20 protein-coding genes are annotated in these 24,291 nt (G+C 56.7%); 1 reads left to right on the forward strand and 19 read right to left on the reverse strand.

The features are described from left to right. Window positions 1-475: 475 nt before the first annotated feature. The 14 genes from ACFFT4_RS00460 to ACFFT4_RS00525 form a co-directional block, all read right to left on the reverse strand. Entirely contained in the window at window positions 476-682 is a 207-nt protein-coding gene (locus ACFFT4_RS00460; RefSeq protein ID WP_378044172.1) for a YezD family protein, read from the reverse strand. Window positions 683-722: 40 nt separating this feature from the next. Then, window positions 723-1,592: a sulfate ABC transporter permease subunit CysW gene (gene cysW / locus ACFFT4_RS00465; protein ID WP_378044173.1), complete on the reverse strand. Its 870-nt coding sequence runs from the start codon at window positions 1,590-1,592 to the stop codon at window positions 723-725. A 6-nt stretch (window positions 1,593-1,598) separates the two neighbouring features. Further along, window positions 1,599-2,444 (reverse strand): sulfate ABC transporter permease subunit CysT, encoded by an 846-nt coding sequence (gene cysT / locus ACFFT4_RS00470; protein ID WP_378044175.1) that lies wholly within the window; start codon window positions 2,442-2,444, stop codon window positions 1,599-1,601. Between the two features lie 32 nt (window positions 2,445-2,476). Further along, window positions 2,477-3,592 carry a sulfate ABC transporter substrate-binding protein gene (locus ACFFT4_RS00475; protein WP_378044177.1) on the reverse strand — a complete coding sequence of 372 codons (1,116 nt, stop codon included), beginning with the start codon at window positions 3,590-3,592 and terminating at the stop codon, window positions 2,477-2,479. Between the two features lie 528 nt (window positions 3,593-4,120). Then, a complete protein-coding gene (locus ACFFT4_RS00480) occupies window positions 4,121-5,545 on the reverse strand; it encodes an alpha-amylase family glycosyl hydrolase (protein WP_378044179.1) in 1,425 nt (474 codons plus the stop codon). A 6-nt stretch (window positions 5,546-5,551) separates the two neighbouring features. Then, window positions 5,552-6,436, reverse strand: a complete 885-nt coding sequence (locus tag ACFFT4_RS00485) for a carbohydrate ABC transporter permease (protein ID WP_378044180.1) — start codon at window positions 6,434-6,436, stop codon at window positions 5,552-5,554. A gap of 18 nt (window positions 6,437-6,454) precedes the next feature. Next, window positions 6,455-7,345, reverse strand: a complete 891-nt coding sequence (locus ACFFT4_RS00490) for an ABC transporter permease (RefSeq protein WP_378044182.1) — start codon at window positions 7,343-7,345, stop codon at window positions 6,455-6,457. Window positions 7,346-7,591: 246 nt separating this feature from the next. After that, a complete protein-coding gene (locus ACFFT4_RS00495) occupies window positions 7,592-9,319 on the reverse strand; it encodes an extracellular solute-binding protein (protein WP_378044184.1) in 1,728 nt (575 codons plus the stop codon). Window positions 9,320-9,641: 322 nt separating this feature from the next. Then, window positions 9,642-11,024 (reverse strand): response regulator, encoded by a 1,383-nt coding sequence (locus tag ACFFT4_RS00500; protein ID WP_378044186.1) that lies wholly within the window; start codon window positions 11,022-11,024, stop codon window positions 9,642-9,644. Next, entirely contained in the window at window positions 11,021-12,784 is a 1,764-nt protein-coding gene (locus ACFFT4_RS00505; RefSeq protein WP_378044188.1) for a sensor histidine kinase, read from the reverse strand. Before ACFFT4_RS00505 ends, ACFFT4_RS00500 begins: the two co-directional genes overlap by 4 nt. 329 nt (window positions 12,785-13,113) lie before the next feature. Then, entirely contained in the window at window positions 13,114-14,070 is a 957-nt protein-coding gene (locus tag ACFFT4_RS00510) for an ATP-binding protein (RefSeq protein WP_378044190.1), read from the reverse strand. Window positions 14,071-14,154: 84 nt separating this feature from the next. Beyond that, complete coding sequence (locus ACFFT4_RS00515) at window positions 14,155-15,639, reverse strand: DnaD domain protein (protein ID WP_378044191.1); 1,485 nt, start codon at window positions 15,637-15,639, stop codon at window positions 14,155-14,157. 56 nt (window positions 15,640-15,695) lie between these two features. Next, entirely contained in the window at window positions 15,696-16,124 is a 429-nt protein-coding gene (locus ACFFT4_RS00520) for a GtrA family protein (protein WP_378044193.1), read from the reverse strand. 39 nt (window positions 16,125-16,163) lie between these two features. Continuing rightward, on the reverse strand, window positions 16,164-16,475 hold the full coding sequence (locus ACFFT4_RS00525; RefSeq protein WP_378044195.1) for a YuiB family protein: 312 nt from the start codon (window positions 16,473-16,475) through the stop codon (window positions 16,164-16,166). 246 nt (window positions 16,476-16,721) lie between these two features. Here ACFFT4_RS00525 and hemQ point away from each other — a divergent pair, with 246 nt between their 5' ends. Continuing rightward, window positions 16,722-17,468 (forward strand): hydrogen peroxide-dependent heme synthase, encoded by a 747-nt coding sequence (gene hemQ, locus ACFFT4_RS00530; protein ID WP_378044197.1) that lies wholly within the window; start codon window positions 16,722-16,724, stop codon window positions 17,466-17,468. A 58-nt stretch (window positions 17,469-17,526) separates the two neighbouring features. On the opposite strand, the gene ACFFT4_RS00535 is transcribed toward hemQ, so the two are convergent. From ACFFT4_RS00535 to ACFFT4_RS00555, 5 genes are all read right to left on the reverse strand, one after another. Continuing rightward, complete coding sequence (locus ACFFT4_RS00535; protein WP_378044265.1) at window positions 17,527-18,360, reverse strand: carbohydrate ABC transporter permease; 834 nt, start codon at window positions 18,358-18,360, stop codon at window positions 17,527-17,529. Window positions 18,361-18,435: 75 nt separating this feature from the next. Next, window positions 18,436-19,335: a carbohydrate ABC transporter permease gene (locus ACFFT4_RS00540; RefSeq protein ID WP_378044199.1), complete on the reverse strand. Its 900-nt coding sequence runs from the start codon at window positions 19,333-19,335 to the stop codon at window positions 18,436-18,438. 65 nt (window positions 19,336-19,400) lie between these two features. Next, window positions 19,401-20,816, reverse strand: coding sequence for an ABC transporter substrate-binding protein (locus ACFFT4_RS00545; RefSeq protein WP_378044201.1), 1,416 nt, complete (start codon window positions 20,814-20,816; stop codon window positions 19,401-19,403). Window positions 20,817-20,901: 85 nt separating this feature from the next. Continuing rightward, complete coding sequence (locus tag ACFFT4_RS00550) at window positions 20,902-22,512, reverse strand: response regulator (protein WP_378044203.1); 1,611 nt, start codon at window positions 22,510-22,512, stop codon at window positions 20,902-20,904. A 2-nt stretch (window positions 22,513-22,514) separates the two neighbouring features. Then, on the reverse strand, window positions 22,515-24,236 hold the full coding sequence (locus ACFFT4_RS00555) for a sensor histidine kinase (RefSeq protein ID WP_378044204.1): 1,722 nt from the start codon (window positions 24,234-24,236) through the stop codon (window positions 22,515-22,517). Window positions 24,237-24,291: the final 55 nt, after the last annotated feature.

Genomic DNA, 24,291 nt, shown 5'->3' on the forward strand with positions numbered 1-24,291 from the left:
GCAGCAAGCACGTCAAAAAACGCCTCCTGTCCCACATGAACTCGCAAAATTACCGAGTGGGAGAGAAGGCGTTGTGTTTAGCCACAGTTAATCGACGGCTTCCGTCAGGCCGTTAAAAGGCTGATCAGCGGCGGATCACCGGAATAGCGGTCCGTCAGGCCGTTAAAAGGCTGATTAGCGGCGGATCACCGGAATAGCGGTCCGTCAGGCCGTTAAAAGGTTGATCAGCGGCAGATCACCGGAATAGCGGTCCGTCAGGCCGTTAAAAGGCTGATCAGCGGCAGATCACCGGAATAGCGGTCTGTCAGGCCGTTAAAAGGTTGATCAGCAGCCGAATCGCCGGAGCAACAGCCTGCGAGACCGCCAAGGAACGTTCCATTACGCAAAAAAACGGCGCCGGGAAAAGCTCCCTAACGCCGCCATTAATGATCCGTCCTCCAAGCGCTTCCGGAGACGACCTGCCCCGCCCGCCTGCTCAAGATGGCTTGAGCGATTCCCGCTGCCCCTGCTTCGGCGTGGCGCGCGCTGTGGCTGCGTCGTCGTACCGCCTTCTCTCCTTCCGCTCGATCTGCACGATTCTTCCGTCATGCACGACGATGTTGACCTCGCCGTATTCCAATCCGTTCACCTGCTCGGCGATCCGCGCCAGCCAGCGTTCGTCTACTTCTACCGGTTTAGCCATCTGCGATTCCTCCGTTTCCCTTTGTCGATGTTGACTGAGTTTAGCGATTTTCCTCGCTCATGCGGCTTTCCAAAATGGACTTAACGACAAGAGTGACGACGGCCAGCACCATCAGCAGGGAAGCGACGGCGAACGCGGCGCTGAACTGATACTCGTTATACAAAATTTCGATATGCAGCGGCAGCGTGTTCGTCTCGCCCCGAATATGGCCGGAGACGACCGATACCGCGCCGAATTCGCCCATCGCTCTCGCGTTGCACAAAATCATGCCGTACAGCAGCCCCCACTTGATATTCGGCAGCGTCACCTTGAAGAACACACGCCACCCTTTCGCCCCGAGGCTGACCGCCGCTTCCTCGTCCGTTACGCCCTGCGTCTCCATAAGCGGGATCAGCTCCCGGGCCACGAATGGGAAGGTAACGAACATCGTAGCGATCACGATGCCCGGCGTCGCGAAAATGATTTGAATGTCGTACTTGCCCAGCAAAGGTCCGAGCAGCCCTTGCGCGCCGAACAGCAGCACGTAGATCAGTCCGCTCACGACAGGCGACACCGCGAACGGCAAATCGATCAGCGTAACGAGAAAATTTTTCCCGCGAAACTTGAACTTCGTAATCGCCCACGCCGCCGCCAAGCCGAAAATCGTATTCAGCGGAACGGCGATCAGCGCGGTAATGAGCGTCAGCTTAAGCGCCGACATCGCGTCCGGATCGGTCAGGGCGCTCACGTATGCGTTCCAGCCTTTGCGGAACGCTTCCGCCAGCACCGCCGCCATCGGCAGCAGCACGATCAGGGCGACAAACAGCAGCGCGACGGCGATCAGTACGTACTTCACGATTCTCGGCTCCGACAGATGCGGCTTGGCAGCGGACTTGGTCGAAGCCCGCGGATTCGTAACGATACCCGCCATGCCCGATCAGCCCCCCTTCACGGCGCGAAGGCGGCGATTGCTCCACCTTTGCAAAATGTTGATAACGAGAAGCAGCGCGAAGGAGATCAGCAGCAGCACGACGGCGATCGCCGCGGCTTGCGCGTATTGGAACTGCTCCAGCTTCGTAATGATCAGCAGCGGCGCGATTTCCGTCTTCAGCGGCATGTTCCCGGAGATGAACACGACCGAGCCGTATTCGCCGATGCCGCGGGCGAACGCCAGCGCGAAGCCCGTCAGCAGCGGGGGGAGCAAATCCGGCAAAATGATTTTGAAGAAAATGCGCAGGCGATACGAGCCCAGCATCACCGCCGCTTCCTCCATATCGGCTTCCAAGTCCTGCAGCACCGGCTGGACCGTCCTCACGACGAAAGGGATTCCGATAAAGATCAGCGCGATCGTAATACCGATCGGGGTGTACGCCACCTTAATGCCCAAAGGCTCGAGCAGGGAGCCGATCCAGCCTTTGGGCGCATAGATGGTCGTAAGCGCGATGCCCGCTACCGCCGTCGGAAGCGCGAAGGGCAGATCGACGAGTCCGTCTATGATTCGTTTGCCCGGGAACTCGTAGCGCACGAGTACCCAGGCAAGCAGCAAACCGAAGACGAAGTTGACGGCGGCCGCGACGAACGCGGTCGTCAGACTCAGCCTGTAGGAGGCTACGACGCGCGGATCGGACACGGTCTTCCACCACTGCGCGGCGGACAGGTCCGCCGATTTGATGGCCAGCGCCGCCAGCGGGATCAAGACGATCAAGCTGAGATAGAGGATCGTAAAGCCCAAGGTGATGGAAAATCCGGGAAAAATCCGTTCTTTTTTTCGAATACGTGTCATGATGCCGCGTTAAACCTCCTGCCGGCCCTTGGTTAGGAACCCGGCGTGTAAATTTGGTCGAACGTGCCTCCGTCGGAGAAATGCTTCGTCTGCGCTTCGTTCCAGCCGCCGAAATCCTGATCGATCGTCAGCAGATTAAGCTCGCCGAACTGGTCTTTGTATTTGTCGGCCACCGATTGCAGGCGAGGGCGATAGAAGTTTTTCGCCGCGATCTCCTGGCCTTGCTCGGTGTACAGATACTTGAGGTATTCCGTCGCCGCCTCGCGCGTGCCTTTCTTGTCGACGTTCTTGTCGACGATGGCGACCGGCGGTTCGGCCAGAATGCTCAGGGATGGCGTAACGATCTCGTAGTTGTCGCCGAACTCCTTCAACGCGAGATAGGCTTCGTTCTCCCAGGCCAGCAGCACGTCGCCGATGCCTTTTTCCACGAACGTCGTCGTCGATCCGCGGGCGCCCGTGTCGAGCACCGGCACGTTTTTGAACAGCTTGCTTAGAAAATCGAGCGTCTGCGCTTCGTCGTAGCCGAGCGTTTTCGTTGCATAGCCCCATGCGGCCAAGTAGTTCCAGCGCGCGCCTCCCGACGTTTTCGGATTCGGAGTAATAACCTGGATGCCGTCCTTGATCAGATCGTCCCAGTCCTTAATGCCTTTCGGATTGCCCTTGCGGACAAGGAAAACGATCGTCGACGTGTAAGGCGTGCTGTTCTGTTCGAACGTTTGCTGCCAGTCGGGCTTGATCAGCCCCGGCTCCACAAGCGCCTCGATGTCGTAGCCGAGCGCCAGCGTGACGACGTCCGCTCCCAAGCCGTCGATAACCGAACGCGCCTGGCTTCCCGAACCGCCGTGCGATTGCTTGATCGTGATTTTGCCGCCGGTCGTTTCCTTCCAATATTCCACGAAGCTTTTGTTGAATTCTTCGTACAGCTCGCGAGTCGGATCGTAAGATACGTTAAGCAGTTCGATGTCTTTCGGAACTTCCTTGCTCGGCTCCGCGGAAGGCGAAGCGCTCGGCGATTCGTTCGCGGCGGGCGAGCTTGGCGACGCTGCGTTGGACGGCTCGCCGTTATTGTTTTTAGAGCCGCATGCCGCCAGCACGGTGACGATCAACGCCGCGATAAGTACGAATTGGAAACTTTTTAATGTTTTCATGTTTATCCACCCCAACCATTTCAATGTGATTTTGCGCTCCTTCGCTCCGGTTGGCCTTTCCGGTCACGGGTAGCGGTCCCTTTGGCGCGCCCGTCAACTCGTGTTGTGCGGAACGCGACTTATCACACAATAACCATATACCATGTAAATCTTATCTATTTACTTGGTATTGGTGAAATCTTATCAGGTGGATAAGCGAACTGTCAATAAGTGTCTATCAAAAAAACTGATAAATCCATTTTGAAAAAAAGTAGCCTTCCTGATCAGAGAGATCTCTTTTGCTCAAACCCGAATTTTGGTTTTATATGAAATTTCACACAAGATTCGGCCCTTTTCATCTATTTGAGGCCAACTTGTGTGATTTTTCACACAAATTCACCGCCCCGGCCGCTCCAACGCCATATTTTGTATGAATAATCATACAGAATGGACAGCCGGCACCCCTTAACTGCATCTGCGCCGAACCGCCAAAAAATGCGGCCTCCCTGATGACGATACCCGCATCAGAAGGAGGCCGCATTCCTTTATTTAGTCGGCAGAAGCCGTATAGATCCGATATTCCCAAGGCTGCAAATCGACGGTCAGCTCGGCGGCCAACGTTACCGATTCCCCATCCGGGAAAGCTTCGTACGCGCCTGCGAAAGCATCCGTTCGAACCTTCCCCTGTGCCGGCTCTCCGGACAAATTCGCAAGGACAATCACAACGCTGTCCTCGTGCTTCCTCACGAACGCCAGCACCGGGTCTCCCCCGGATTCCAGCCGTTCGTACGAGCCGCCCGCCACGCCGTTCCACAGCGCGGGATGGCCGTGCTTCAAATCCGCGAGCGTCCGGTAAAAAGACTGCAGCGGCAGGTCGTCCCAGCCGATCTCGTCCTTCTCGAAAAACGCCAGCCGTCTGTCTAGCCCGGCTTCCTGCCCGGAGTAGATCAGCGGCATTCCCGGCATCGTGAAAGAGAGCACCGCCATCGTCTCGACCGCCGGGCCCAAACGCTCGTATTCCGTTCCGGTCCAGGAATTTTCGTCGTGGTTCGACGTAAAATGCAGCGGATAAGCGCCTTTCGGATAGTCGGAGGCCAGACGCTCGGCATACCGGTGCAGCTGCTCGACATGGCTCTGGCCTTGACCTTTGGCGATGCCGTTCATCAGGTTATACAGACGCCATCCGTAGTTGGCGTTAAAAGCATGGCGAAGCAGTCCGAGCTGCTGATCGTCCTCCGCCAGCAGATAGACCGGCTTGATCCGCTCCAGCGCCGCGCGGGCTTCTTCCCAGAAATCGACCGGAACTCCGCCCGCATAATCGCAGCGGTAACCGTCGATATCGAACTCCTCCACCCAATACCTCATCGCGTCCAGCATGGCGGCTCTCATATCCGCATTGGCATAATTCAGATCCGCCGTGTCCGTCCAGTTCGTTCCCGGAGGCTGGACGATATTCCCCGCCTCGTCCGTCGTATACCAGCCGGGGTTCACCAGCCATTCGTGGTCCCAGCCGGTGTGATTGGCGACCCAATCCAGCACAACCTTAAAGCCCAACTCGTGCGCTCGGTCCACCAGCGCCTTGAAATCCTCTTTCGTGCCGAATTCCGGATTGACCGCTTTGTAGTCCTGTACGGCGTAATACGAGCCGAGCGTGCCGTTGCGCTTCGTCTGCGAGATCGGATGAATCGGCATCAGCCATAACATATCGACGCCCAGCTCTTGAAGCCGGGGCAGATGCTCGGCGAAGGCGCGGAACGTTCCCTCCTTCGTATACTGCCGTACATTCACCTCGTACATCACCGCCCGCTCCGACCAGGCCGGAACCGATACCGACATGGCGCTCCCCTCCTTTTCCGTCGTTTTCGCAACCGTATCCGTTGCTCCGTCTTCGCCGTCGGCGCCCGTGCAAGCGCTCAGCCCCAACGTCGCCAGAAGCAGCGAAATGGCAAGCAGCCGCTGCGGTTTATTCCGCACATGAATTCACCCCTTAACCGAGCCCAGCGTAATGCCTTTGACAAAATATTTTTGCAGAAACGGGTAGATGACGAGCAGCGGCAGCATCGAAATAAATATTTTCGCCGCGTTCAGCGTCTGATTGGACAGGTTGGACATCCGCTTGACCGATTCCTCGTCCATGCGGGTCGGATCGATGACGACAGCCACCTGCCGAATATACGATTGCAGCGGGTAACGCTCCGCCTTGTTCATTAGCACAAGCCCTTGGAAAAATTCGTTCCAATGGTACACGATCGTGAACACAAGCACCGTAGCCAGCACCGGCATCGCCAGCGGCATCAAAATGCCGAACAAAATGCGCCACGGGCCCGCGCCGTCGATCAGCGCCGACTCCTCCAGCTCCTTCGGCATGTTGCGGATATAGTTCATGACCAGAATGACGTTAAATACCGGCAGGCCGCCGCCCAGCACGAGTCCCCATATGCTGTTGATCATTCCCAGCAGCTTCATCGTCAAATACCACGGAACGAGGCCGCCGTTAAACAGCATCACAAAAATGAGCAGCCACATGATCGTATTCCGGGGACGAAACTCCCTGGACGTCTTCGATAGCGGATAAGCCATCAGCAGAACGACGATAAACGAGATCGCCGAGCCGTAGACGACCCGCTGCACGGAAATGAAAAACGACTTCAGAAACTGCCCGTCGTTCACGATCGTCCTGTAGGAATCGAAGGTAAACCCCTCAGGCAGCAGAAACACGCGCCCGGCCGCAGCCGCGGCCTTGTCGCTCAGGGAAATCGAGAGCGTGTACCACACCGGCAGCAGGCAGAGCAGCATCGTCGCAATCAGCACGAAGACGTTTAAGCCGTTAAACAATCTGGACAGCGCCGAGCGTTCGGTAACCATGGGACTTCATCCTTTATGTTAAAAAATTCGGTAGTTGGCGAATCGGTAGGCCAGGCCGTAAGAAATCGTAATCAGGAAAAATCCGACCGCCGACTTCAGCAAGCCCACTGCCGTAGCAAGCCCGTACTGCATGTCGATCAGACCCGCGCGGTAAACCCATGTATCGATAATGTCGCCGGTGGAGTAGACGGACGGATTGTACATGTTGAAAATTTGATCGAAGCCGGCATTCAAAATGTTGCCGAGACTGAGCGTAGCGAGCAGCACGGCCACGGGCAGAACGCTCGGAATCGTAATCCGCGTCAGCCGCTGCCATTGGGAGGCTCCGTCGATCGCCGCCGCCTCGTACATTTCCGGATTGATCGACGTCAGCGCCGAGAAGAAAATAATGGCGTTAAAGCCGAACTCCTTCCACACATCGCTTCCGACCAGCAGCGCCGGGAACAGCTTTTCGTTCGTAAAAAACATCAGCTTCTCCGCGCCGAGCGCCGCAAGCCCCTGATTTACCGGCCCGTTGTAGGAGAAAATGTCCAGCATCATCCCGGCCACGATAACCCAGGACAGGAAGTGCGGCAAATAAACCGCCGTCTGCACCGTGCGTGTGAAGAGGCGATTTTTCACCTCGTTCAGCATCAAGGCGAAGGCAAGGGGAACGAGCAGGTTGCCGACCATTTTCGCGAAGGCGATCACGATCGTATTTCTGAAAATCAGCTTGCTGTCGTCCAGCTCGAACATGTAGCGAAAGTTTTCCAGGCCGAGCCATGGAGACTTCAGGATGCCAAGCCCTGGATTAAAATCCTTGAACGCCGTCAGGATGCCGTACATCGGCAGCAGATTATAAAAGAGCAGCCAGACCAGTCCCGGCAGCAGCATGAAGTAATAGTGCTTGTGGAAACCTCTGTTGAGCATTTTTATTTCTCCTTATTGCGCAGCGGCTGTCCCTTAGCAATGCTGCTTGGGATGATCGATAGACAAAGAAGGGGGATGTACCTCCCGGAGACTGCCTCATACGCTCCTGAAATCACCTTACAACGGGTTTACCTATTCAAATTTCAGGGGCGTATAGCATCGGAGGGAGGTACATCCCCCTGTCACCTTGTTCATCGATTATCTTTCATAGCAACTTACTTACGGGACAGCCGCTGCGACGCCAACTCACTTCAATTCATTGACCTCTTCCGTAATCTTGTCTCCGCCCTGCTCCTTCCATTTCTGCACGAACGTATCGAACGAATCCAGCTCGGCGCTGCCCATGATGATTTTCAGGAACGTCTCGTCCTCCAACTTTTTCAGGTTCGTCCATCTCGATTCCATCGTCTTGGTCTGAGCCGTGGCGATGCTGCGCACCCAGTTGATATCGGCATCGACGAAAGCTGATCCGCCGTTCAAGTGAGCGTACAGATGAGTGAAAAAGCCTTCATCGGTCGTCTGGTCCCAATATTCGATGTCGTAGTCGTCCATCGGTTCTTTTTTGACGTTCAGCGCGTGGTTGGCCATTTCGTAAGCCCAGCCGTAATTGACCTGGTCGAAATCCTCCAGCTTCATCTTGCCCGCCAAATAATCGCGCAGCGAGTTGACCGCGTATTCGAGCTGATCCCCGGCGCCGAGAATGAGGAACAGCGGCACCTCCTGAGATGTCAGCTGCTTGCCCTGCGTCAGCGTCTGATATTCCTCGTCCTTGCCCCACTGATGCAGCGTAAGCATTTTGATTACCGTTTCCGGGTGCTTGTATTTTTTGCTCACGACAATATAGCTGCTGCCCGTCGCCGAGTTCGAATTGAACTTGCCCGCGGCGTCGACCGGAGCGGCATACGCCCGCCAGTTGGCCTTCGGATCGTTCTTGACGTTATCCGGAATGTTGTTGTACGCGGACCACCATGGCCCGAAGAAAATGCCGGTTTGTCCGCTCGCGACGACCTCGCCCGTACTTTTGCGCACGCCCAGCTCCTTATCCAAAATGCCTTTGTCGTACCACTCTCTCATCTGTGCGAGCGCCTGCTTCGTCTCCGGCGTAATCGAGCCGTATACGGCGTTGCCGCTCTCGTCCTTCACCCAGATGCCCGGATAAGCGTCATTGGCGAAAAAGATCGACGAGAAGTTGTACCAATGGTCCGTCGAGTTCAGGAAGGTTGAATACAGCGTGCCGCCCTGCTGTGTGCCGACAATGCCGATCGTGTTGTCCCCGCCCATTTTATGGTCGATAAACGCCTGGGCGATGTTCTCGATATCCTCCAGCGTTTTGGGCGGCTGAAGCCCGAGCTGGTCGAGCCAGTCCTTGCGCACCCAGGTCAGCGGAGCCGACGGCAAAGTCGTCTCCGGCAGCGCGAACAGCTGGCCGTCGAACGTAACGCTGTCCAGCAGGCCGGGGTTGGAATCGTAGACCGCCTTCAAAGCCGGGCTTGCGTACTTCTCATATACCTCGCTCAGATCGGCCAATTGTCCGGCCTTCACCATCTGTCTCAGTTGGGTTTCGTTGACGACCATCGCGTCCGGCAGGTCGTTGCTCGAAATCGCCAGGCTGACCTTCTGCTGATAATCGGTTCCCTGCGCCGCTTCCCAGGCATGCTTGACGGCGATGTTGTACTTGTCCTTGAGCCAGCGGGTATACACATTGTCCTCCGGCGTATCGGTATCGTCGAACTTGTAATTCGGATCGATCGCCCGGCCGATCGAAATCTCCGTCAGCGCATCGAATTTCGCGAACGGGTCCACGGCTTCCTCCGCCGCCGACGACGAAGGCGCGCTCGTCTCCTGGCTGCCGCCGGTCGTCGCCGCCGGACTGCCCGAGGCGCTCCCGCCGGATTCCTTGTTTCCGCCGCTGCAGGCGGACAAGCTGCCCGCAGCGACCGTAAGCGCGAGCAATAACGTCAAATGCTTTTTCATTGTGCTCCCCCTTTGAAATGGTTGCATCCTGTGACGACTTCAATATATCACGGGCTTTTACGGACGCGAGATAGAGAGCTTTGGCGGAACGGGGTAGAGAAATTCGGGTTTTAAAACAAACGGCCGCACGAAATTGTCTACCTTCATTTCGTGCGGCTCTCTACCTAGGGCGTGTATGCAAACCCGCTCAGGGGCATCTTTCACCGCCTTTTCGCCCCCTGCTTCGACCCTTTGACGTACCCCCGGTACGCCTTCGCAAAAGTTCCTGGCATGGAACGAAAATTCGGCATAATCTGCTATCCTCGGAGGTTGCATACACGCCCTAGAGCTCGTTCCTCTGGCGATATTCGCTGGGCAGCAGGCCGGTCTGCTCCCGAAACAGCCGGCTGAAGTATTTCTCGTCCGAGTAGCCGCACTGCTCGGCGATCCATTGGATCGTGCGCGTCGTGTTGCGCAGGAAACCCTTGGCCTGCTCGATGCGGATATTCCGGACATAATCGGCATAGGATTGGCCCGTATACAGCTTAAAACACTGGCTGAAATAGCTGCTGCTCATATTGACCGTCTGGGCGATTTCCCCGGTCGAGATCGGCTCGCCGACGTGCTGGCGGGCCAGGCTCATCGCCTTGTCCAGGCTGCCGCGGATTTCCGCGGAAAACTGCGGCTTCCCCCCGGCCTCGCGAATCTGCTCCCGCACCTCCGTCAGCCACAGCCGAAACCCATGCCAGCTTGCAAAATAATCCTCCATCGCGATCGGCTGCGCCAACAGCGGTCTGTACAGCCGATTCCATTCGTCCGACAACGAAATAAAAATCCGAATCAGCCGCACCGCAGGCAGCCGCAGTGCCTTCAATTCCCGCAGCATCCGCCGGAACGCTTCGTCCTCGTAGATCCATTCCGCCGCTCCCCATTGCTCGCTGATCGTCTCCATGGACGGACTTGGCTCGCCGCCGTCCCGCTCCAGCACGTCCCTGGCATTCACCGTGTACGACGGAGACGCAGGGTCGTAATCGTAAAACAAATCGTGCTTCCGGTACGAGCGAAGCAGCTGCAAAACCGCTTTGCGGCTCATTCCCTGCAAGCCGATCAGCGTCATCGCCGCAACCGCATCGTTCGTCTCCGGCGACGACCCGTCATCGGCCGCGGCGTCCGCGGGCCAATACCAGATGCCCGGCTCCGCCTCGACCGCTTGCCCGGGAAGCGCTTCCTGCCGAATGTGCTCTCCCTGGGGATGGAGCGCATACAGCACCCGCAAAGCCTCCGGCGCGCCCGCCTCCCACTCCGCGTCGGGATCGCTTCTTCCGCTCTGCAGCTGCTGCCGCTCCTTCTGCTTCCAGAGGCGGCTGATCCGACCGAGCACCTCCTCGAACTGCTCCTTTTCCAGCTGAATCTTCGCAATATAATCGATCGCCCCGAGACGGAGCGCTTCCTGGATATATTCGAAATCCCGATGCAGCGTCAGAACGACAATCTGCACGTGCGGATACCGCTCCCGAACGATGCGCATCAGTTCGATGCCGGACATGACCGGCATCGACAAGTCGGTCATCAGCAAATCCACCGGATGGGCCTCCATAAACTTCAAGGCGTTGTCGCCGTTGTTCGCCTCTCCGGCCACCTCCATCCCGAACTGCTTCCAGGGCATCGCGGAGATCAAGCCTTTGCGGACCAGCTTGTCGTCGTCAACTACGAGCACGCGTATCATCCCGCTTGCTCCCCTCTTGCCGCCGGCAGACTGAGCGTCACGATCGTGCCTTTGCCGATATCGCTTTTAATCCGCAGCGCCGCCGTATCGCCATAGCTTGTCTGCAGTATTCGCTTTACATATTTCATGCCGATTCCCATCCCCACTTTATGGCTTTCCTGGGCGTCCTCGCTCAGCAGCGCGTCGATTGTCTCCTGAGACATGCCCTCTCCGTTGTCCTGAATGACAATTTGCAGCTTGTCGTCCAGCATTCGCGCGCCGACATAAATATACCCGTCGTCGCTGACTCCGTGATACAGCGCGTTCTCGACCAGCGGCTGCAGCAGGAAGCGCGGGCTCGGCTGGCCGAGACACCGTTCGTCCACATCCAGATCGACATCGAATTGAAAGTCGTAACGGATTTGCTGCAGCTGCAAATATTCCTTAAGCGCTTCGATTTCATCGCCGATCGTCGAAGCCTCTCCCATTTTCCCCAGGTTGTAGTACAGCAGCTTGTTGAGACTCAGCACCAGCTTGTCGATCTCCTCCTGGCCGTTCATCAGAGCCAGCCAGTGCACCGTATCGAGCGAATTCATCAGAAAATGCGGATTGATCTGGTAGAGCAGCTTCTCCACCTCCAGATCGGCCCGTCGTTTCTCTTTCTGCTCGATTTCGTTGTACAGCGCCCAGATTTTCCCCTTCATGCTGCGGGTTTGGTATAGCAAATAATCGAATTCGGGAATAAACGTCGGCTCCGTCCGCACCTGCGCCTCCGAGTGGATCAGCGATTTGATTTCATGATGGAACTTGTCCAGCGGCCGGTAGACCATTTTCCAGAGCACCCATGCGACCAGCACCGCCATCAGCAGAAAAACGAGAAAGATGCCCGTGATCTGCAGCAGCCAGCGGTTGCGCTCCTGCTTCAGCTCCCGCTCCGGCAGCACCGACACGATGCTCCAGCCTTGATTGCTCGTCTCCTTGTTCCAGAAATACGGTCCGGAATAGCCCGATTCCACCTCGGGGTCGAAGCCGGGAAACCGCGAGCTTACCGGGAACGTCTCGCCGACCTCGCTGAAGGCGATGTCCCCGTCGTCGCTCAGCAGCAGCAGGCGGCGGGACGTTTCCTTCTGATTTTGCGGCGCGAACAGCGATTTAAGCGCGTTCCGTCCGGATTCGATATACAGATAAACGTTTTGATCCGGCTGGTTGACCTTGCGCATAATGCTGAATACGTATTGATTGATCGATCCGTTGTAGCTCGGATGCGGTCCGTAATAAGTAATCTCCGGGTACGCCGACAAGACGGGCAGACTGTCGGGCTCGAAGCTGCCTCTGACGCGAAAATTTTCATATTGATACTCGCGCTTGTCCGGGTAATAATACAGCACCAAGCCGACGTTCGGATTGGAAAAGGTAATGTTGTTCAGCTCACTTCTCATCTCGTTGACCAGGCGCAGCCGTTCGTAAGGCTCCTGCTCGTTGGACAGCTGCTCGAACAGCCGGTTCGTTCCGCCGCCGTAAGCGAGCTGCTGGGACACATGGCTCATATTGTTCAAGGCGTTCTCCAGCGTGATCAGGTCCTGATGAAGGTTGCTCTGCAGTGCGCTTTCCACCTTGTTGCCGATAATCGAATCGATCGTATAGAAGGAGATCACGCCCAGGCAGATGAACGGCGCAAGACTGCTGATGAGGAAAATAAAGATGATCCGGTTTTTGAACGTCACATTTTTGAAGCGCCTGAAAATCGCGTCCGTATGCGTCACCTTCCCCTGTCTGCACATTAGGTCTCCAACACAAAAATCCCCCATTCCATCATAGCGCGAAACGGCGCCATGCAGGGGGGAATTTTCTCTGAAATAAGGGTAGACGGTTTAACTGAAGGGGCTGCTCCAGCAGTCACTTAAGTGCAGCGCATTAGGATCATCGAAAATTAAGAACGGGGGATGTATCTTCTTCCGCTGCCGATACGGTCATGAAATTGGAATTGTTAAACTCGTAACAAGGTGATTTCACGACCGTATGAAGCAGGCGCTTCGCTCTACAGAAGATACATCCCCCTCCCTGCCTCGATGATCAGCGCTGCCCAAGCTTTTGGAAAAGCCCCTGCAATTTATTTCCCGAAGCCGCGATGATTGCGTCCCCGAACATGGATGATGTCGACGAACGGACGGATGCGGTCCATGAGCCGCTGTCCCTTGTGCATCTCTTCGCCTTCCTTGTGGGTGAAGCTGAAATGCCTCTCGAGATCCTCGAGATTGTGATTGGACGTGTAAAAGGTCGGCTTGCGGTTCATCCGGTAGTTCAGAATCGCGCCCAGTACATGGTCGCGAACCCAGGGCGTCAAATTTTCCGCGCCGATGTCGTCGAAGACGAGCAGGTCCGCCTCCTTCATCAGCGTCACCGTCTCCTTCAGCTTCAGCGGCTCGAACATCAGCGCCTTGGCGTCCTCGACGAAATCGGGCATATAGACGATTACGCCGGAGTAGCCTTTTTGCGCCAATCTGTGCAGCAGGTAGCCGGCCAAGTACGTCTTTCCCGTGCCGAAGTCGCCCTGAAGGAACAAGCCGCGCTTGGGCAGTCCCGATTCCTCCACGCTGTCGGCGAATTCCTGCAGCTGATCTACGGCCACGGCGCGGTTCGCATCGAGTCGGATCATCTCTTCTTCATCATAAAACTGCCCAAGCTCGGAGTTGTCCAGATACAGACTCGTCACCCGGCGGCGAATGCGCTCCCGGCTCTCGAACGCGATCCATTTGGAGCACGGCGTTTTGAAGTCGTTGATCTGCCAGCGGCCGTTTAAGCTTTCGCACGAAATGCCTGTCGAATGGCCCTGCATGTCGTTCGGACAGGCTTCGAGGCCCGGACAGGCCTGGCAGTTGCGCGATTCCTTGGTCATCTGGTACAGGCGGTTCAAGTTCAGACGCAGCGTCTGTTCGTCCAGCTCGGGATAACGACGGCGCAGGTCGACCACGAGCGGATCGGCAAGCACTTGTTCGGCGATATCGCGCCCCTGTCCCGACTGCGGACCGAACGGCAGCCTGCTCAAAGCGTCTCTTAACGATTCCATACTCGAGGCCTCCTTCTCTCGGGTCGTTTTAGATCCTGCGTCGAAATAAAGCATCGCTCAATTCGTCGCAGCTCCTTGCCGGCGTCATTTTTTGCTCTTCCGTTCCCTCGCCCGGGCCAGCATCCGCTCCAGCTCCTCCGGAGTGACCTCCTCCGTCGGTCCCGTATCCTTGACGACCGACATCGCGGGCTTCTTCCGCGCGCCGCCGCGTCCGCCGGATGCCGCGGCGCGCGGCGCGTCTTCCCCGCGGTTTTTGCGATCGAGCGCTTCGTTCAGCTTCTCCTGCTCGCGGACGTACAGAACCGCTTTCTCGAGCGTGTCGATGCCTTTGGCCAGCATGTTGGAGGCGATCGCATCGACGAATGATTTCGTCAGCCGCTGCGCCCGCCCGAGCGAAAACACGTAATGGATCAGCACGTTGATGACCGGCTCGGGCAGCTTGTAGCTTAGGTCGATGCGCTCGAATACGCGCACGAAATTGTCCGGCACCTCTCCCGGGAAATAACGGGCCAGCATCCGCGTATACGGCTCTTTGCGAAGCATCTCGTTGTAACGCTCCGCCGATACGCTCTCCTGGAACCGCTCGGGAATGGCGAGCAGCAGGGCCGGCGGAATTGCCGCCGCGGGCTCGTCCGCAGGCACACTGCCCGAACGCTCCTCACCTCTGGCGAGAAACCGCTCGCGCTCCTCCGCGCGTCTGCGATCCTGCCGGTACATCAGATTCGCCCGCTGCTGCAGGTCGTCCCACTGCAGCGTGCCGTCGTGGCGGAACATGCCGTCCTCGTCGAGCAAACGGCAAATTTCCGGCACCTCCAGATCGTATTTATAGGCCAAATAGTTGATTTGAGTCATCGCCTGCGGAGCCCGGTTCAGCCGCTCCACGAACACCCGGTTCGCCGAGCCGCGCGGAAACCGCAGCATCATCTCGCTATGGCGAATCCGCTCCGCCGGCCGAAACGAAGGCCGCTCCTTGGCGACGGCGCTCTCCGACCAGCCCGCCTCCAGCTCCGGATCGACAAAGCCGGGGCTGATGCGGAAAATTTCCGAGAAGTGAACCGTCGCCTCCTCGCGATTGACGAAACGCGCCAGCTCCGGCGGCGGCTCCGGCGCGAAGCCGTCGCGCAGCTCCAGCAGCGCGTTCTTGCCGACCTTGTCCCGCAGCAGCAGCGACAGATGCTCGCTCGCGAAAAACTCGGCGGAACTAAGCGGCCGCACAAGCGAATATTCGTACAGCGTCTCCTCCGACAGCGGATTATGATGGCGATACACCTGCAGCAGGCCGATCGCCTCCAGGCGCGAAGCCGCCTCGACGACCGACTGCCGGCCGCCGGCGTTCAGCTCCACGCCGAGCCCGAGAAACAACTTGCGCTGCGACTCCGGCGCCGATATGCCCGAGCCATCCTCTGCCATCTGATGGTAGAGCAGCTGGTAGAAGGCGGCCGAAACCGCCCCCGTTATCGGCTGATAGAGGCCGACAAACACCTTCCGGTCCAGACTGCTGAGCGCAAAGTCTCTGCTGACGATAAACCGGTGATTTTCCGTAAATTCCATTAAATTCGACACGCGCATCGCGGGATCGACACTCTTTTCTTCAAAGTGATGATCCTTCTATTGTAGCATATAAATCAAGATTCGGACTCGCCGATTTGCCCGCGTCCGGGCTGCCGCTTGCCGCCGAACACCCATAGCCGGTAGCCCGCGTAGTTCACCGCCAGGGAGACGAACACGGAGACCGCCTTGGCGGCGGCCGGCTCCAGCCCGCCGTATTCGAGTCCCAGCAATGCCGCCGTGGCGGCCGCGAACGACACTGCGTTTACAAGCACGAACCGGAGCATTTCCGCCCCGCTCCTCTTGCCTCGCACTCCGAATGTCCAATAGCGGTTCAGCAAATAGCTGTTGGCCGTGCCCGCCAAATAGGACACGACCTGCGCCCCCGCCGAAGGAACGCCCAATCCGTACACCAGCGCACAAAAAACGGCGAAATCCACTCCCGTGTTCAATCCGCCCACGAGCGCGTACTTCGCCATTTTCAACCCTTCCGTTAACCGGAGCATGCGACTCCTCCCGACTTCGCGCGGCAGCGGGGCCGCGCTTTAGAACATTTTATAGCCGCCTCGCCGCAGCGCGCGGATCGCCCAGCCGCTCAAATAAGCGCCGACGCCTCCGGCCACGATCAGAATCGTATCGGACACGAGCAGCGATTGTATATTCTCGGTAACGGTCAAGTCATCCTGCCACAGCTGCCAAATGCCGAGCGGAATGACGACGATCACGAACAGCCACAGCGGGAACCAGGTCGTCTTGATCAGCATGTTCAAAATAAAACCGATGCCGAAAAACAGCACCAGACAGAGCAGAGAACCGATAATGCCAAACAGCACTCCGCCGACGACTCCACCGATCATCGCGCAAACCTCCAAAATAAGACTCTATTCCAGTTTACAAGCTGCTCCTGTCCCAGTCAACGCAGGGGGTGTGAATGAGCTGTGAACAAAACGCCGAAAACCCCGTTTTCCCCCGATTTATGCGCCCGTGCCGTTTGCCCGCCGCTCTCCGCTTGGGCTACAATGGAAGAAACAAGCTAGAGCGTGCCTGCAAACCCGCTGTCCTCGGAGGATGCAGACACGCCCTTGGACAAGGAGAGATGACCGATGAGCGAAGCCGCTCAAACATTGGATGGATGGTACGCGCTGCACGACCTGCGCACGATCGATTGGCAAGCCTGGAACGCCGCGACTCCCGCGGACCGCGCCGCCGCGTTGGACGAGTTCGCGAAGCTGCGCGCGGAATGGACGGCGACGGAGGAGCGCAAGGAAGGCAGCTATGCTTTCTATTCGATCGTCGGACAGAAGGCCGACTTCATTCTGATGCATCTGCGCGAAACGCTGGAAGAGTTGAACGAGATCGAGAATGCGTTTAACCGCTCCAGCTTTGCCCGTTATACGGTGAAGGCTTACTCTTACGTCAGCGTTGTGGAGCTGAGCAACTACATGGGAGCTCCCGGCGTCGATCCGACGCAGGTGCCGGAGATCGCGGCGCGCCTGAAGCCGATTCTGCCGAAGAACAAGCATATTTGCTTCTACCCGATGAACAAGAAGCGCAACCTGCAGGATAACTGGTACATGCTGTCGATGGAAGAGCGCAAAACGATGATGAGAAGCCACGGCATGATCGGCCGCGGCTATGCGGGCAAAGTGAAGCAGATCATTACCGGTTCCGTCGGGTTCGACGATTGGGAATGGGGAGTGACCTTGTTCGCGGACGACGCGCTGCAGTTCAAGAAGCTGGTTTACGAAATGCGTTTCGACGAAGTGAGCGCAAGATACGGCGAATTCGGGAGCTTCTACGTGGGCAACCTGTTGACCGGAGAAGCGCTGAACGCGCTGCTGCAAGGATAACGAAGCGACCCGGGGGACCCGTGAAGCGGAACTGGTCCCCCGTCCCTTTTATCCGCGCTTACCCTTTAATCGAACCCGCCGTCACATGCATAAACGACTTATTCGCGAAAATATACACGATCAGAATCGGAAGAATCGACAAACAAGCCCCCGCCATCATCAGATGCGTCTGCATGGCCGCCCCGCTGCCGTAGCGCAAATTGGCCAGACCGACGGTTAATGTCTGCAGCTTCGTATTGTTCATCGTAAACACCAGGGGAAGAATATATTCGTTCCAGGCCGCCCGGAACGCGAACAGCGCCGCAACGCCAAGACCCGGCTTGAGCAGCGGGAGCACGATCCTCCAATAGATGCCCATAAAGCTGCAGCCGTCCAGCATGGCCGATTCGTCGATTTCGCGGGGAATTCCTTTGAAAAAGCCGATCAGAATAAAAAAGGTGGACGCATGCGCGCTGATCAGAATCAGAATGACGCCCCATAGCGAGGTGTTCAGGTGCAGCTTGACCATAAGCTCGAATTGCGGACGAAGCACAACCGCCCCGATGGAGATGAACATGGTGGAAGCCTGCAGGAACACAAACAGCCGTTTCCCCGCGAAATCCCTGCGATCCACGACGTATCCGGCCATCGTCGCCACGAGCAGCGCGCCGATCGTCGCCGTCCCGCTGACGAACAAGCTGTTCCACGTGTACAAAGAAAAATTGGCGCCCCGCCACGCTTCGAGATAGTTCGAGAATTGCCACTGCTTCGGGAAAAGGGTCGCTCCGGCGGTAAGCTCGATATTGGTCTTGAACGAGCCCAGCACCGCCATCAGCACGGGAAATAAAGTAAAGAACGCCACGACAAGTAAAAAGACCCAAAGAAAAATGCGGGCAATCGCTTTTCTGAGCAGCGCCCCCTTGCGATCCGCAAGCCTGTTTTTTCGAGGATTCGCCCCGACAACGACTGTCTCCACTTCGATCACCTCCTAGTAAATCCTGTTGAGCCGCTTCGACAAGTAGAAATAAATTCCCGTTACGCCGCCGACAATGACGGCTGTAGCGAAGCCGACCGCGCTTCCGTAGCCGATTTCCTGCAGCATTCCGCCGCCGGTCGACACCGGAAACAGCAGCTTGTACACATAGAGATACAGCACCTCGGTCTTGCCGATCGGACCGCCCTCCGTAAGCACCATAATGCTCTCGTAGCCCTTGAGGGAAATGGTGATCGCCAGCATCATGATCATCTGCATGACAGGTCCCAGCATCGGGATCGTAATGCGCCAGAACTTCTGCAGGAAGTTCGCTCCGTCGATGTCCGCGCTCTCGTACAGGTCCGCCGGAATGCCCTGCAGTCCCGCCAGGAACAGCAGCATGTAATTCCCGATCGCGCCCCAGATCGCCACGATCACGACGGTCAGCATCGCATGCTTCGGTCCGAGCCAGTCGATCGCGTCGGCAATGAGGCCGTATTTCATCAGGAATTGATTCAGCAGGCCGTTATACGAATTAAAGATCATGAAAAACACGACCGCGATCACCGCCGTACTAATAACCGTCGGCATAAAATAAATCGCTCTCAACGCATGCCGTCCCTTCAGGCCGCGATCGAGAATGACCGCCAGAATAAGCGCCACCGGAATCGTGACGACGATCTTGCCCCCGGCATAGATCGCCGTGTTCCGCGCCGCGTTCCAGAACAAGTCGTCGCCCCACAGCCGGACGAAATTGTCGAAGCCCACGTAAATCTCTTGACCGTAGCCCTTATAATCGTAAAGCATATACCGCATGCCCCAGAAGATCGGATAGATGCCCAACACGACGGTTAATAAGAAGCTCGGGAACAGGAAGCCGTAATTCTCCGCATGGGTTCGCCACTTCTTATTCAAGTTATCCGCCCCTCTCTCGAACAAGCGCGGAGGCGGCGCTCCGCTCCGCGCTTATTCCTTTCTGTTTATTGCGCCAGCATCGTTCCTTGCAGCTTCAGCGGATCGAAGCCGGGGTCCGGCGTTACCTTCACTTCGCCGGAAGCGACCGCCTTCCCGAGCGCGTCGTTGTAACGCGCATTCAAATCCTCGATCGTCTGATCCAGCGAGCCGCCGCCTTCCAGCATGTACTTCAGGAAGGCACTGCCGTAATCTAGTCCTTGAATGTTCACTGCCGGCGGCAGCGGCCACAACGCGTCGTATTCCGTCAGCATGAAGCCGTCGCTATTTTTGATGTCCGGCTTGCTCGCCTTGGAGGCGATGGCGGGCACCGCCGCTACGCCCAAGCCGCGCTCGTGATAGGTTTGCAGCACGTCGTCGCTGTACATATACGTCAGGAACTTCCAGGCCGCTTCCTTGTTTTTCGACCCGCTCGAAATGGCGAGCCATTGTCCGGAATTGGCGAAGCCGGCCGCTCCTTTCACCGTGCCGTCGATGGACGGCGCCTGCGCGGCTCCCCAATTGATCTCTGTCGGGAACTGGTTGGAGTATACGCCCACCTCGGCCGAATACGAGAGGTACATCCCGATTTTCCCTTGGGCGAACTGCGCGCGCAGCGGGTCGATGTCCAGCGATTCCACGCCGGGAAGCATGCTTCCGTCGTCCTTCATCTGCTTAAACGCTTCGATGATCGGCGCATAAGGGCTGAAATCGAATTTCCCCTGCCGGATGTCGAAGCCGAAGCCGTCATAGCCGCTTAGCTGCAAAATCTCCCGGGCCGAACGATCCAGGGCGCTCTTCGGGCTTTTGAAATTCAGCGCGAAGCCGTACTGCCCGTCCGCTTTCCCCGCCTCCGTAATCGCCTTGGCCGTCGCCACCAATTCCTCCAGCGAAGTCGGCGGCTTTTGAATGCCGGCTTTATCGAACAGATCCTGGTTGTAGATCAGTCTCAGCGTATAGCCGAAGTTGGGAAGCGAATACGTTTTACCGTCGAACTGATTCACTTGATCCTGGAAGGTGGGGCCGAATTTCTCCTTCATCTCCTCCGTCAAATAACCGTCCAAAGGCTCCAAATAACCTTTCTTCACAAACGGAATCGTCGTATCCTGGTTAGGCCGCAAAATGTCGGGGGTCTGATTGCTCGAAAAAGCGATGTCCACCGATTGCACGTAATTTTCCGCCATCGAGGTCACTTCGACTTCGATGTTGTCGGGATTCGTACTGTTGTACCGGTCCACGACCTCCTTCACGAAATCGCTGTCATGCCGGTCGAAGGTCCAGAAGACGAGCTTGATTTTGTCCCCGGACGGCGCTTGGGACGACTCCGGCGCCGCGGAAGGCGAAGAGGCGGTATTCTCCTGCTTGTTATCCCCGCTGCCGCTGCAGGCGATCAAGCTCAATATCAGGATGAAAGCCAAGCCAATAAATAACGTTCTACGCTTCATAACTTTCCATTTCCCCTCTCCGTGTTTGTTTTACAAGCCGATTATATAAAAATTCCCACTCGGACGAGTGGGACATTTCAAAGCATTAGGGAGAATATTTACGGGTATATTCGGAAGGGGTCATTCCCTCGGCTTTCTTGAATACGTCGCTGAAGTAGCGTCGATCCTCGTAGCCGACCTCGGCGGCGATCTCCTGCACCTGACGGCCTTCGAGCAGCAGCGTCTTGGCTTTCTCGATGCGCGCTTGCGTCACAAACTGAACGAAGGTGCGGCCGGTCTGCCTTTTGAACACATTCACGAAATAGTTGGGGCTCAGATGCACGTGCTTGGCGCAATCCGCAACCGTTATGTCTCTATGCAGATGCTCTTGAATAAAGGCGATCGCTTGATCCACCATGCCGGCCGTCATCGAACGCTGCCTTCTCTCCGTTAACCGGCAGCCCTCCTCGCATAAATCCAGGATCAGCTGCTGGAGTTCCTTAAGCGGGAGCATCGTCGACCACGACCGATCGCGAAGCTTCTGCTCCATGGGCTGAATGTCCGAATAAGGAATCTTCTCCAGCAATATCCGCAATATCTGGGAGGCCAGCTCGTAATAGACGCCGACGAGGTTCATCGGCTCCGGCAGCGTCGGGCCGCCGGACAGCTCATCAAAGATAAGATTTAACGCCTCGCGCGCCCTGGCAACGTTGCCCGAACGCAGAGACACCGCCAGCTCCTGCTCGTAATCCTTCGAATACCTCGGCAGCTTCTTCTCCCGGCCCGCCACATCCTCATACGCCAGCACGACGTTGCCGCCCGTATAGAACTGATAGGACAGCGCCAGATTCGCCTCCTGATACGCTTCGCTTAATTCGCCCGCATGAGCGGCCGTCCTGCCTTGACCTATCGTGACCGTAAATTTCGTATAAGCGGCAATATGCTCGCGGCACTTATCGGCAATCCGCGTCAGCTCCAGATCCTCCCGGTGATGGTAGATGGCCGCGAAGCGGCTTAAGGTGTCGCGGAAGATTACCCCTTGCGCGTAAGCGGCTATCGTCTCCTCCACAATGTTCTGCAGGGAAAAGCGGATGAGCTCCACTTCCTCGACGGATAAGTCCGTCTGCTTCTCCGCCAGCTGATCGATCTCGAACACCAGCACGGTTAAATTCTGCAGCGGAAGATCCAACTGGAGAAAATCCCACCGTCTGCGGATATTGTCCTCGTTCGTCCGGTGATGCAGCAGAAGGCTAAAAAACTCCTGCCGCAAAATCGGCAGGCTTTCCTTCAGCTTGCTGCGGATTTCAAGCGATTGCAGGTCCTCCATCGCCTTCGCTTCGATGGCCTGCTTCGCCCGGAGGATCACTTCGATAATTTGTTCGTCCGAATGCGGCTTGGTGATGTAATCGTAAGCGCCGAGCTTTAACGCCTGCTGCGCATAGGAGAAATCGTTGTAGCCGCTGAAGAACACAATTTTCCCCTCGTAGGAGTCCTCTCTTAATCTCTCCAGCATCTCGATCCCGTCCATATTCGGCATGCGAATGTCCGTCAACACAATATCCGGCCTCACGCTCTGCACGAGCTGCAGCCCTTCCCCCCCGTCAAGCGCCGTTCCGACGACTTCGATTCCGTATTGCTCCCACGGAATATGCTCGGAGACGCCCTGTACCACGCTGGCGATATCGTCGATCACGCAAAGCGTACACGGCACCTTCATAATTAATCTCCTCCCAAAGGAATTTGCAGCGTAATGACGGTCCCTTCGTCGGGGACGCTCTCGAAGGTCATGGAAGCCTGCTCGCCGTAATACAGCTTAAGCCGATGATCGATATTGCGCAAAGCGTATCCATGGCCGTTCTCCGCAAGCCGCGGATCGCTCAATCGCTGCTTGATCGTCCTTGCATCCATGCCCCTGCCGTTGTCGCCGACCGTGCAGATCAGGCAGCCGTCTTGTTTTCGTACGGCAATGCGAATGATTCCGCCCTCCCGCCTGTTTTTGAATCCGTGCAGAATCGAGTTTTCGACCAGAGGCTGAAGCCATAATTTCAAGACCGGTTCGAGACGAAGCGACTCCTCCTCCACCGCGATCTCGTAACGGAATAAATTCTCATAGGAGCTTTGCTGCAGCAGCAGATATTGTTCGACGTGGGTCAATTCGTTGCCCAGAGTCGTCATCTCGTTGCCCCCGTTCAGCCCCAGCTGGAACATCCGGGACAGCGACAGCACCATATCCCCGACCTTTTGGCTTTGCTTCATTTTGTTTTTCCAGTAGATCGTATTGAGCGTGTTATAGAGAAAATGGGGAGAAATTTGGGCCTGTAGCGCTTTCACCTCGGCTTTGCTTTTCTCCTTGTAGATGCGCTCGTTCATCTCGTTCAGGCTGGAGATTTGCTCCAGCATGCGGTTAAACCTCTCCCCCACAAGGCTGAACTCATCCGAATAAGGGCTCGCAAAGCGCACCTTCAGATCGTTGCTCTCGGCTCTCTTCATCAGCGTTCGCAGATGATGAAGCGGTTTCATCAGGAAGGTCATCAGCATTCTCGACACCAGCAGAGCGACCAGGATGCAGCCCGCCGCAACGGATATCATAATCCATTTGATGCGGTTCAGTTGCTGCAGCACCTTCGATTTGGACTGAACGCTGACCAGCGTCCAGCCTTCTTTCAAATTCAGATCGGTATAGCTCAAAATGTAATCGCTCTCATTACTGGTCGTCAGCATCGGCTTATTGTTTTCCATCTGAAACTTCCACAGCCGGGGCGAGGATTGGAGAACCTCGGAGCCGTCCGGCTGAATCAGAATCATATCGTCGTATCCTTCCGCCTGGTTGGCGCGCATCACGTCCTTGAACGAGCTTTCCAGCACGTTGACGACAATATAAATTTGATCCACGTTCGTAATCGGCTTCATCACAAGCGAGATCACCTGTTGATGGCTGGCGAAATAAGGATCGACATGCCCCCCGACCCACAGATCGGTCTTCGCTTCCGTATGCAGGCGGTGCAGCTCCGAATCGAGGAAGGGAACCGCCACGTTCCGCGTATTCCCGGTCTCGTAGAAGTCCCCCATCGGCGTCGAGATCAGAACCGATTGCGTCAACGGCTCGTTCAGCTTGATCTGGGCAAATACCGGCTGCATGGAGGAAAGCAGCTTGTAATAATTCGAGTAATCGTACAGCGAGACGTCCCGCACCGTATCCTTGAACACGTCGCTGAACATCAAGGTCATAACGGAAATGGCAATATGCCTCATTCTCTCGTCGAGTACCTGCTTGGTTCTGAGAATCGCCTCCTGGCCCGACTTCTCGGCATTGCTCTGCACAATGTTCGAAGCGAGCCAGTAAGCGCCTCCCCCGGTTAACGAGACCGCCAGCACGATAAGCACAATAAAAGCGGCTTGAATTTTCGTCTGAAAAGAAAGCTTGTAATACGCTGCGAGCATCGGTCGCCGTCCCCCATTGGACAAGTTAAATAATAGTCGCTTCCTGGCCCGAGCG

Source organism: Cohnella cellulosilytica (assembly GCF_042431195.1).
In the GTDB taxonomy this organism is placed as follows: domain Bacteria; phylum Bacillota; class Bacilli; order Paenibacillales; family Paenibacillaceae; genus Cohnella; species Cohnella cellulosilytica.

What these genes read in the sequence shown, in the direction of transcription:
- ACFFT4_RS00545 (WP_378044201.1), bottom strand. Translation starts at nt 20,816, where the DNA reads ATGAAGCGTAGAACGTTATTTATTGGCTTGGCTTTCATCCTGATATTG.
- cysW (WP_378044173.1), bottom strand. Translation starts at nt 1,592, where the DNA reads ATGGCGGGTATCGTTACGAATCCGCGGGCTTCGACCAAGTCCGCTGCC.
- ACFFT4_RS00520 (WP_378044193.1), bottom strand. Translation starts at nt 16,124, where the DNA reads ATGCTCCGGTTAACGGAAGGGTTGAAAATGGCGAAGTACGCGCTCGTG.
- hemQ (WP_378044197.1), top strand. Translation starts at nt 16,722, where the DNA reads ATGAGCGAAGCCGCTCAAACATTGGATGGATGGTACGCGCTGCACGAC.
- ACFFT4_RS00525 (WP_378044195.1), bottom strand. Translation starts at nt 16,475, where the DNA reads ATGATCGGTGGAGTCGTCGGCGGAGTGCTGTTTGGCATTATCGGTTCT.
- cysT (WP_378044175.1), bottom strand. Translation starts at nt 2,444, where the DNA reads ATGACACGTATTCGAAAAAAAGAACGGATTTTTCCCGGATTTTCCATC.
- ACFFT4_RS00510 (WP_378044190.1), bottom strand. Translation starts at nt 14,070, where the DNA reads ATGGAATCGTTAAGAGACGCTTTGAGCAGGCTGCCGTTCGGTCCGCAG.
- ACFFT4_RS00495 (WP_378044184.1), bottom strand. Translation starts at nt 9,319, where the DNA reads ATGAAAAAGCATTTGACGTTATTGCTCGCGCTTACGGTCGCTGCGGGC.
- ACFFT4_RS00550 (WP_378044203.1), bottom strand. Translation starts at nt 22,512, where the DNA reads ATGAAGGTGCCGTGTACGCTTTGCGTGATCGACGATATCGCCAGCGTG.
- ACFFT4_RS00500 (WP_378044186.1), bottom strand. Translation starts at nt 11,024, where the DNA reads ATGATACGCGTGCTCGTAGTTGACGACGACAAGCTGGTCCGCAAAGGC.
- ACFFT4_RS00485 (WP_378044180.1), bottom strand. Translation starts at nt 6,436, where the DNA reads ATGGTTACCGAACGCTCGGCGCTGTCCAGATTGTTTAACGGCTTAAAC.
- ACFFT4_RS00460 (WP_378044172.1), bottom strand. Translation starts at nt 682, where the DNA reads ATGGCTAAACCGGTAGAAGTAGACGAACGCTGGCTGGCGCGGATCGCC.
- ACFFT4_RS00490 (WP_378044182.1), bottom strand. Translation starts at nt 7,345, where the DNA reads ATGCTCAACAGAGGTTTCCACAAGCACTATTACTTCATGCTGCTGCCG.
- ACFFT4_RS00505 (WP_378044188.1), bottom strand. Translation starts at nt 12,784, where the DNA reads ATGTGCAGACAGGGGAAGGTGACGCATACGGACGCGATTTTCAGGCGC.
- ACFFT4_RS00515 (WP_378044191.1), bottom strand. Translation starts at nt 15,639, where the DNA reads ATGCGCGTGTCGAATTTAATGGAATTTACGGAAAATCACCGGTTTATC.
- ACFFT4_RS00555 (WP_378044204.1), bottom strand. Translation starts at nt 24,236, where the DNA reads ATGCTCGCAGCGTATTACAAGCTTTCTTTTCAGACGAAAATTCAAGCC.
- ACFFT4_RS00475 (WP_378044177.1), bottom strand. Translation starts at nt 3,592, where the DNA reads ATGAAAACATTAAAAAGTTTCCAATTCGTACTTATCGCGGCGTTGATC.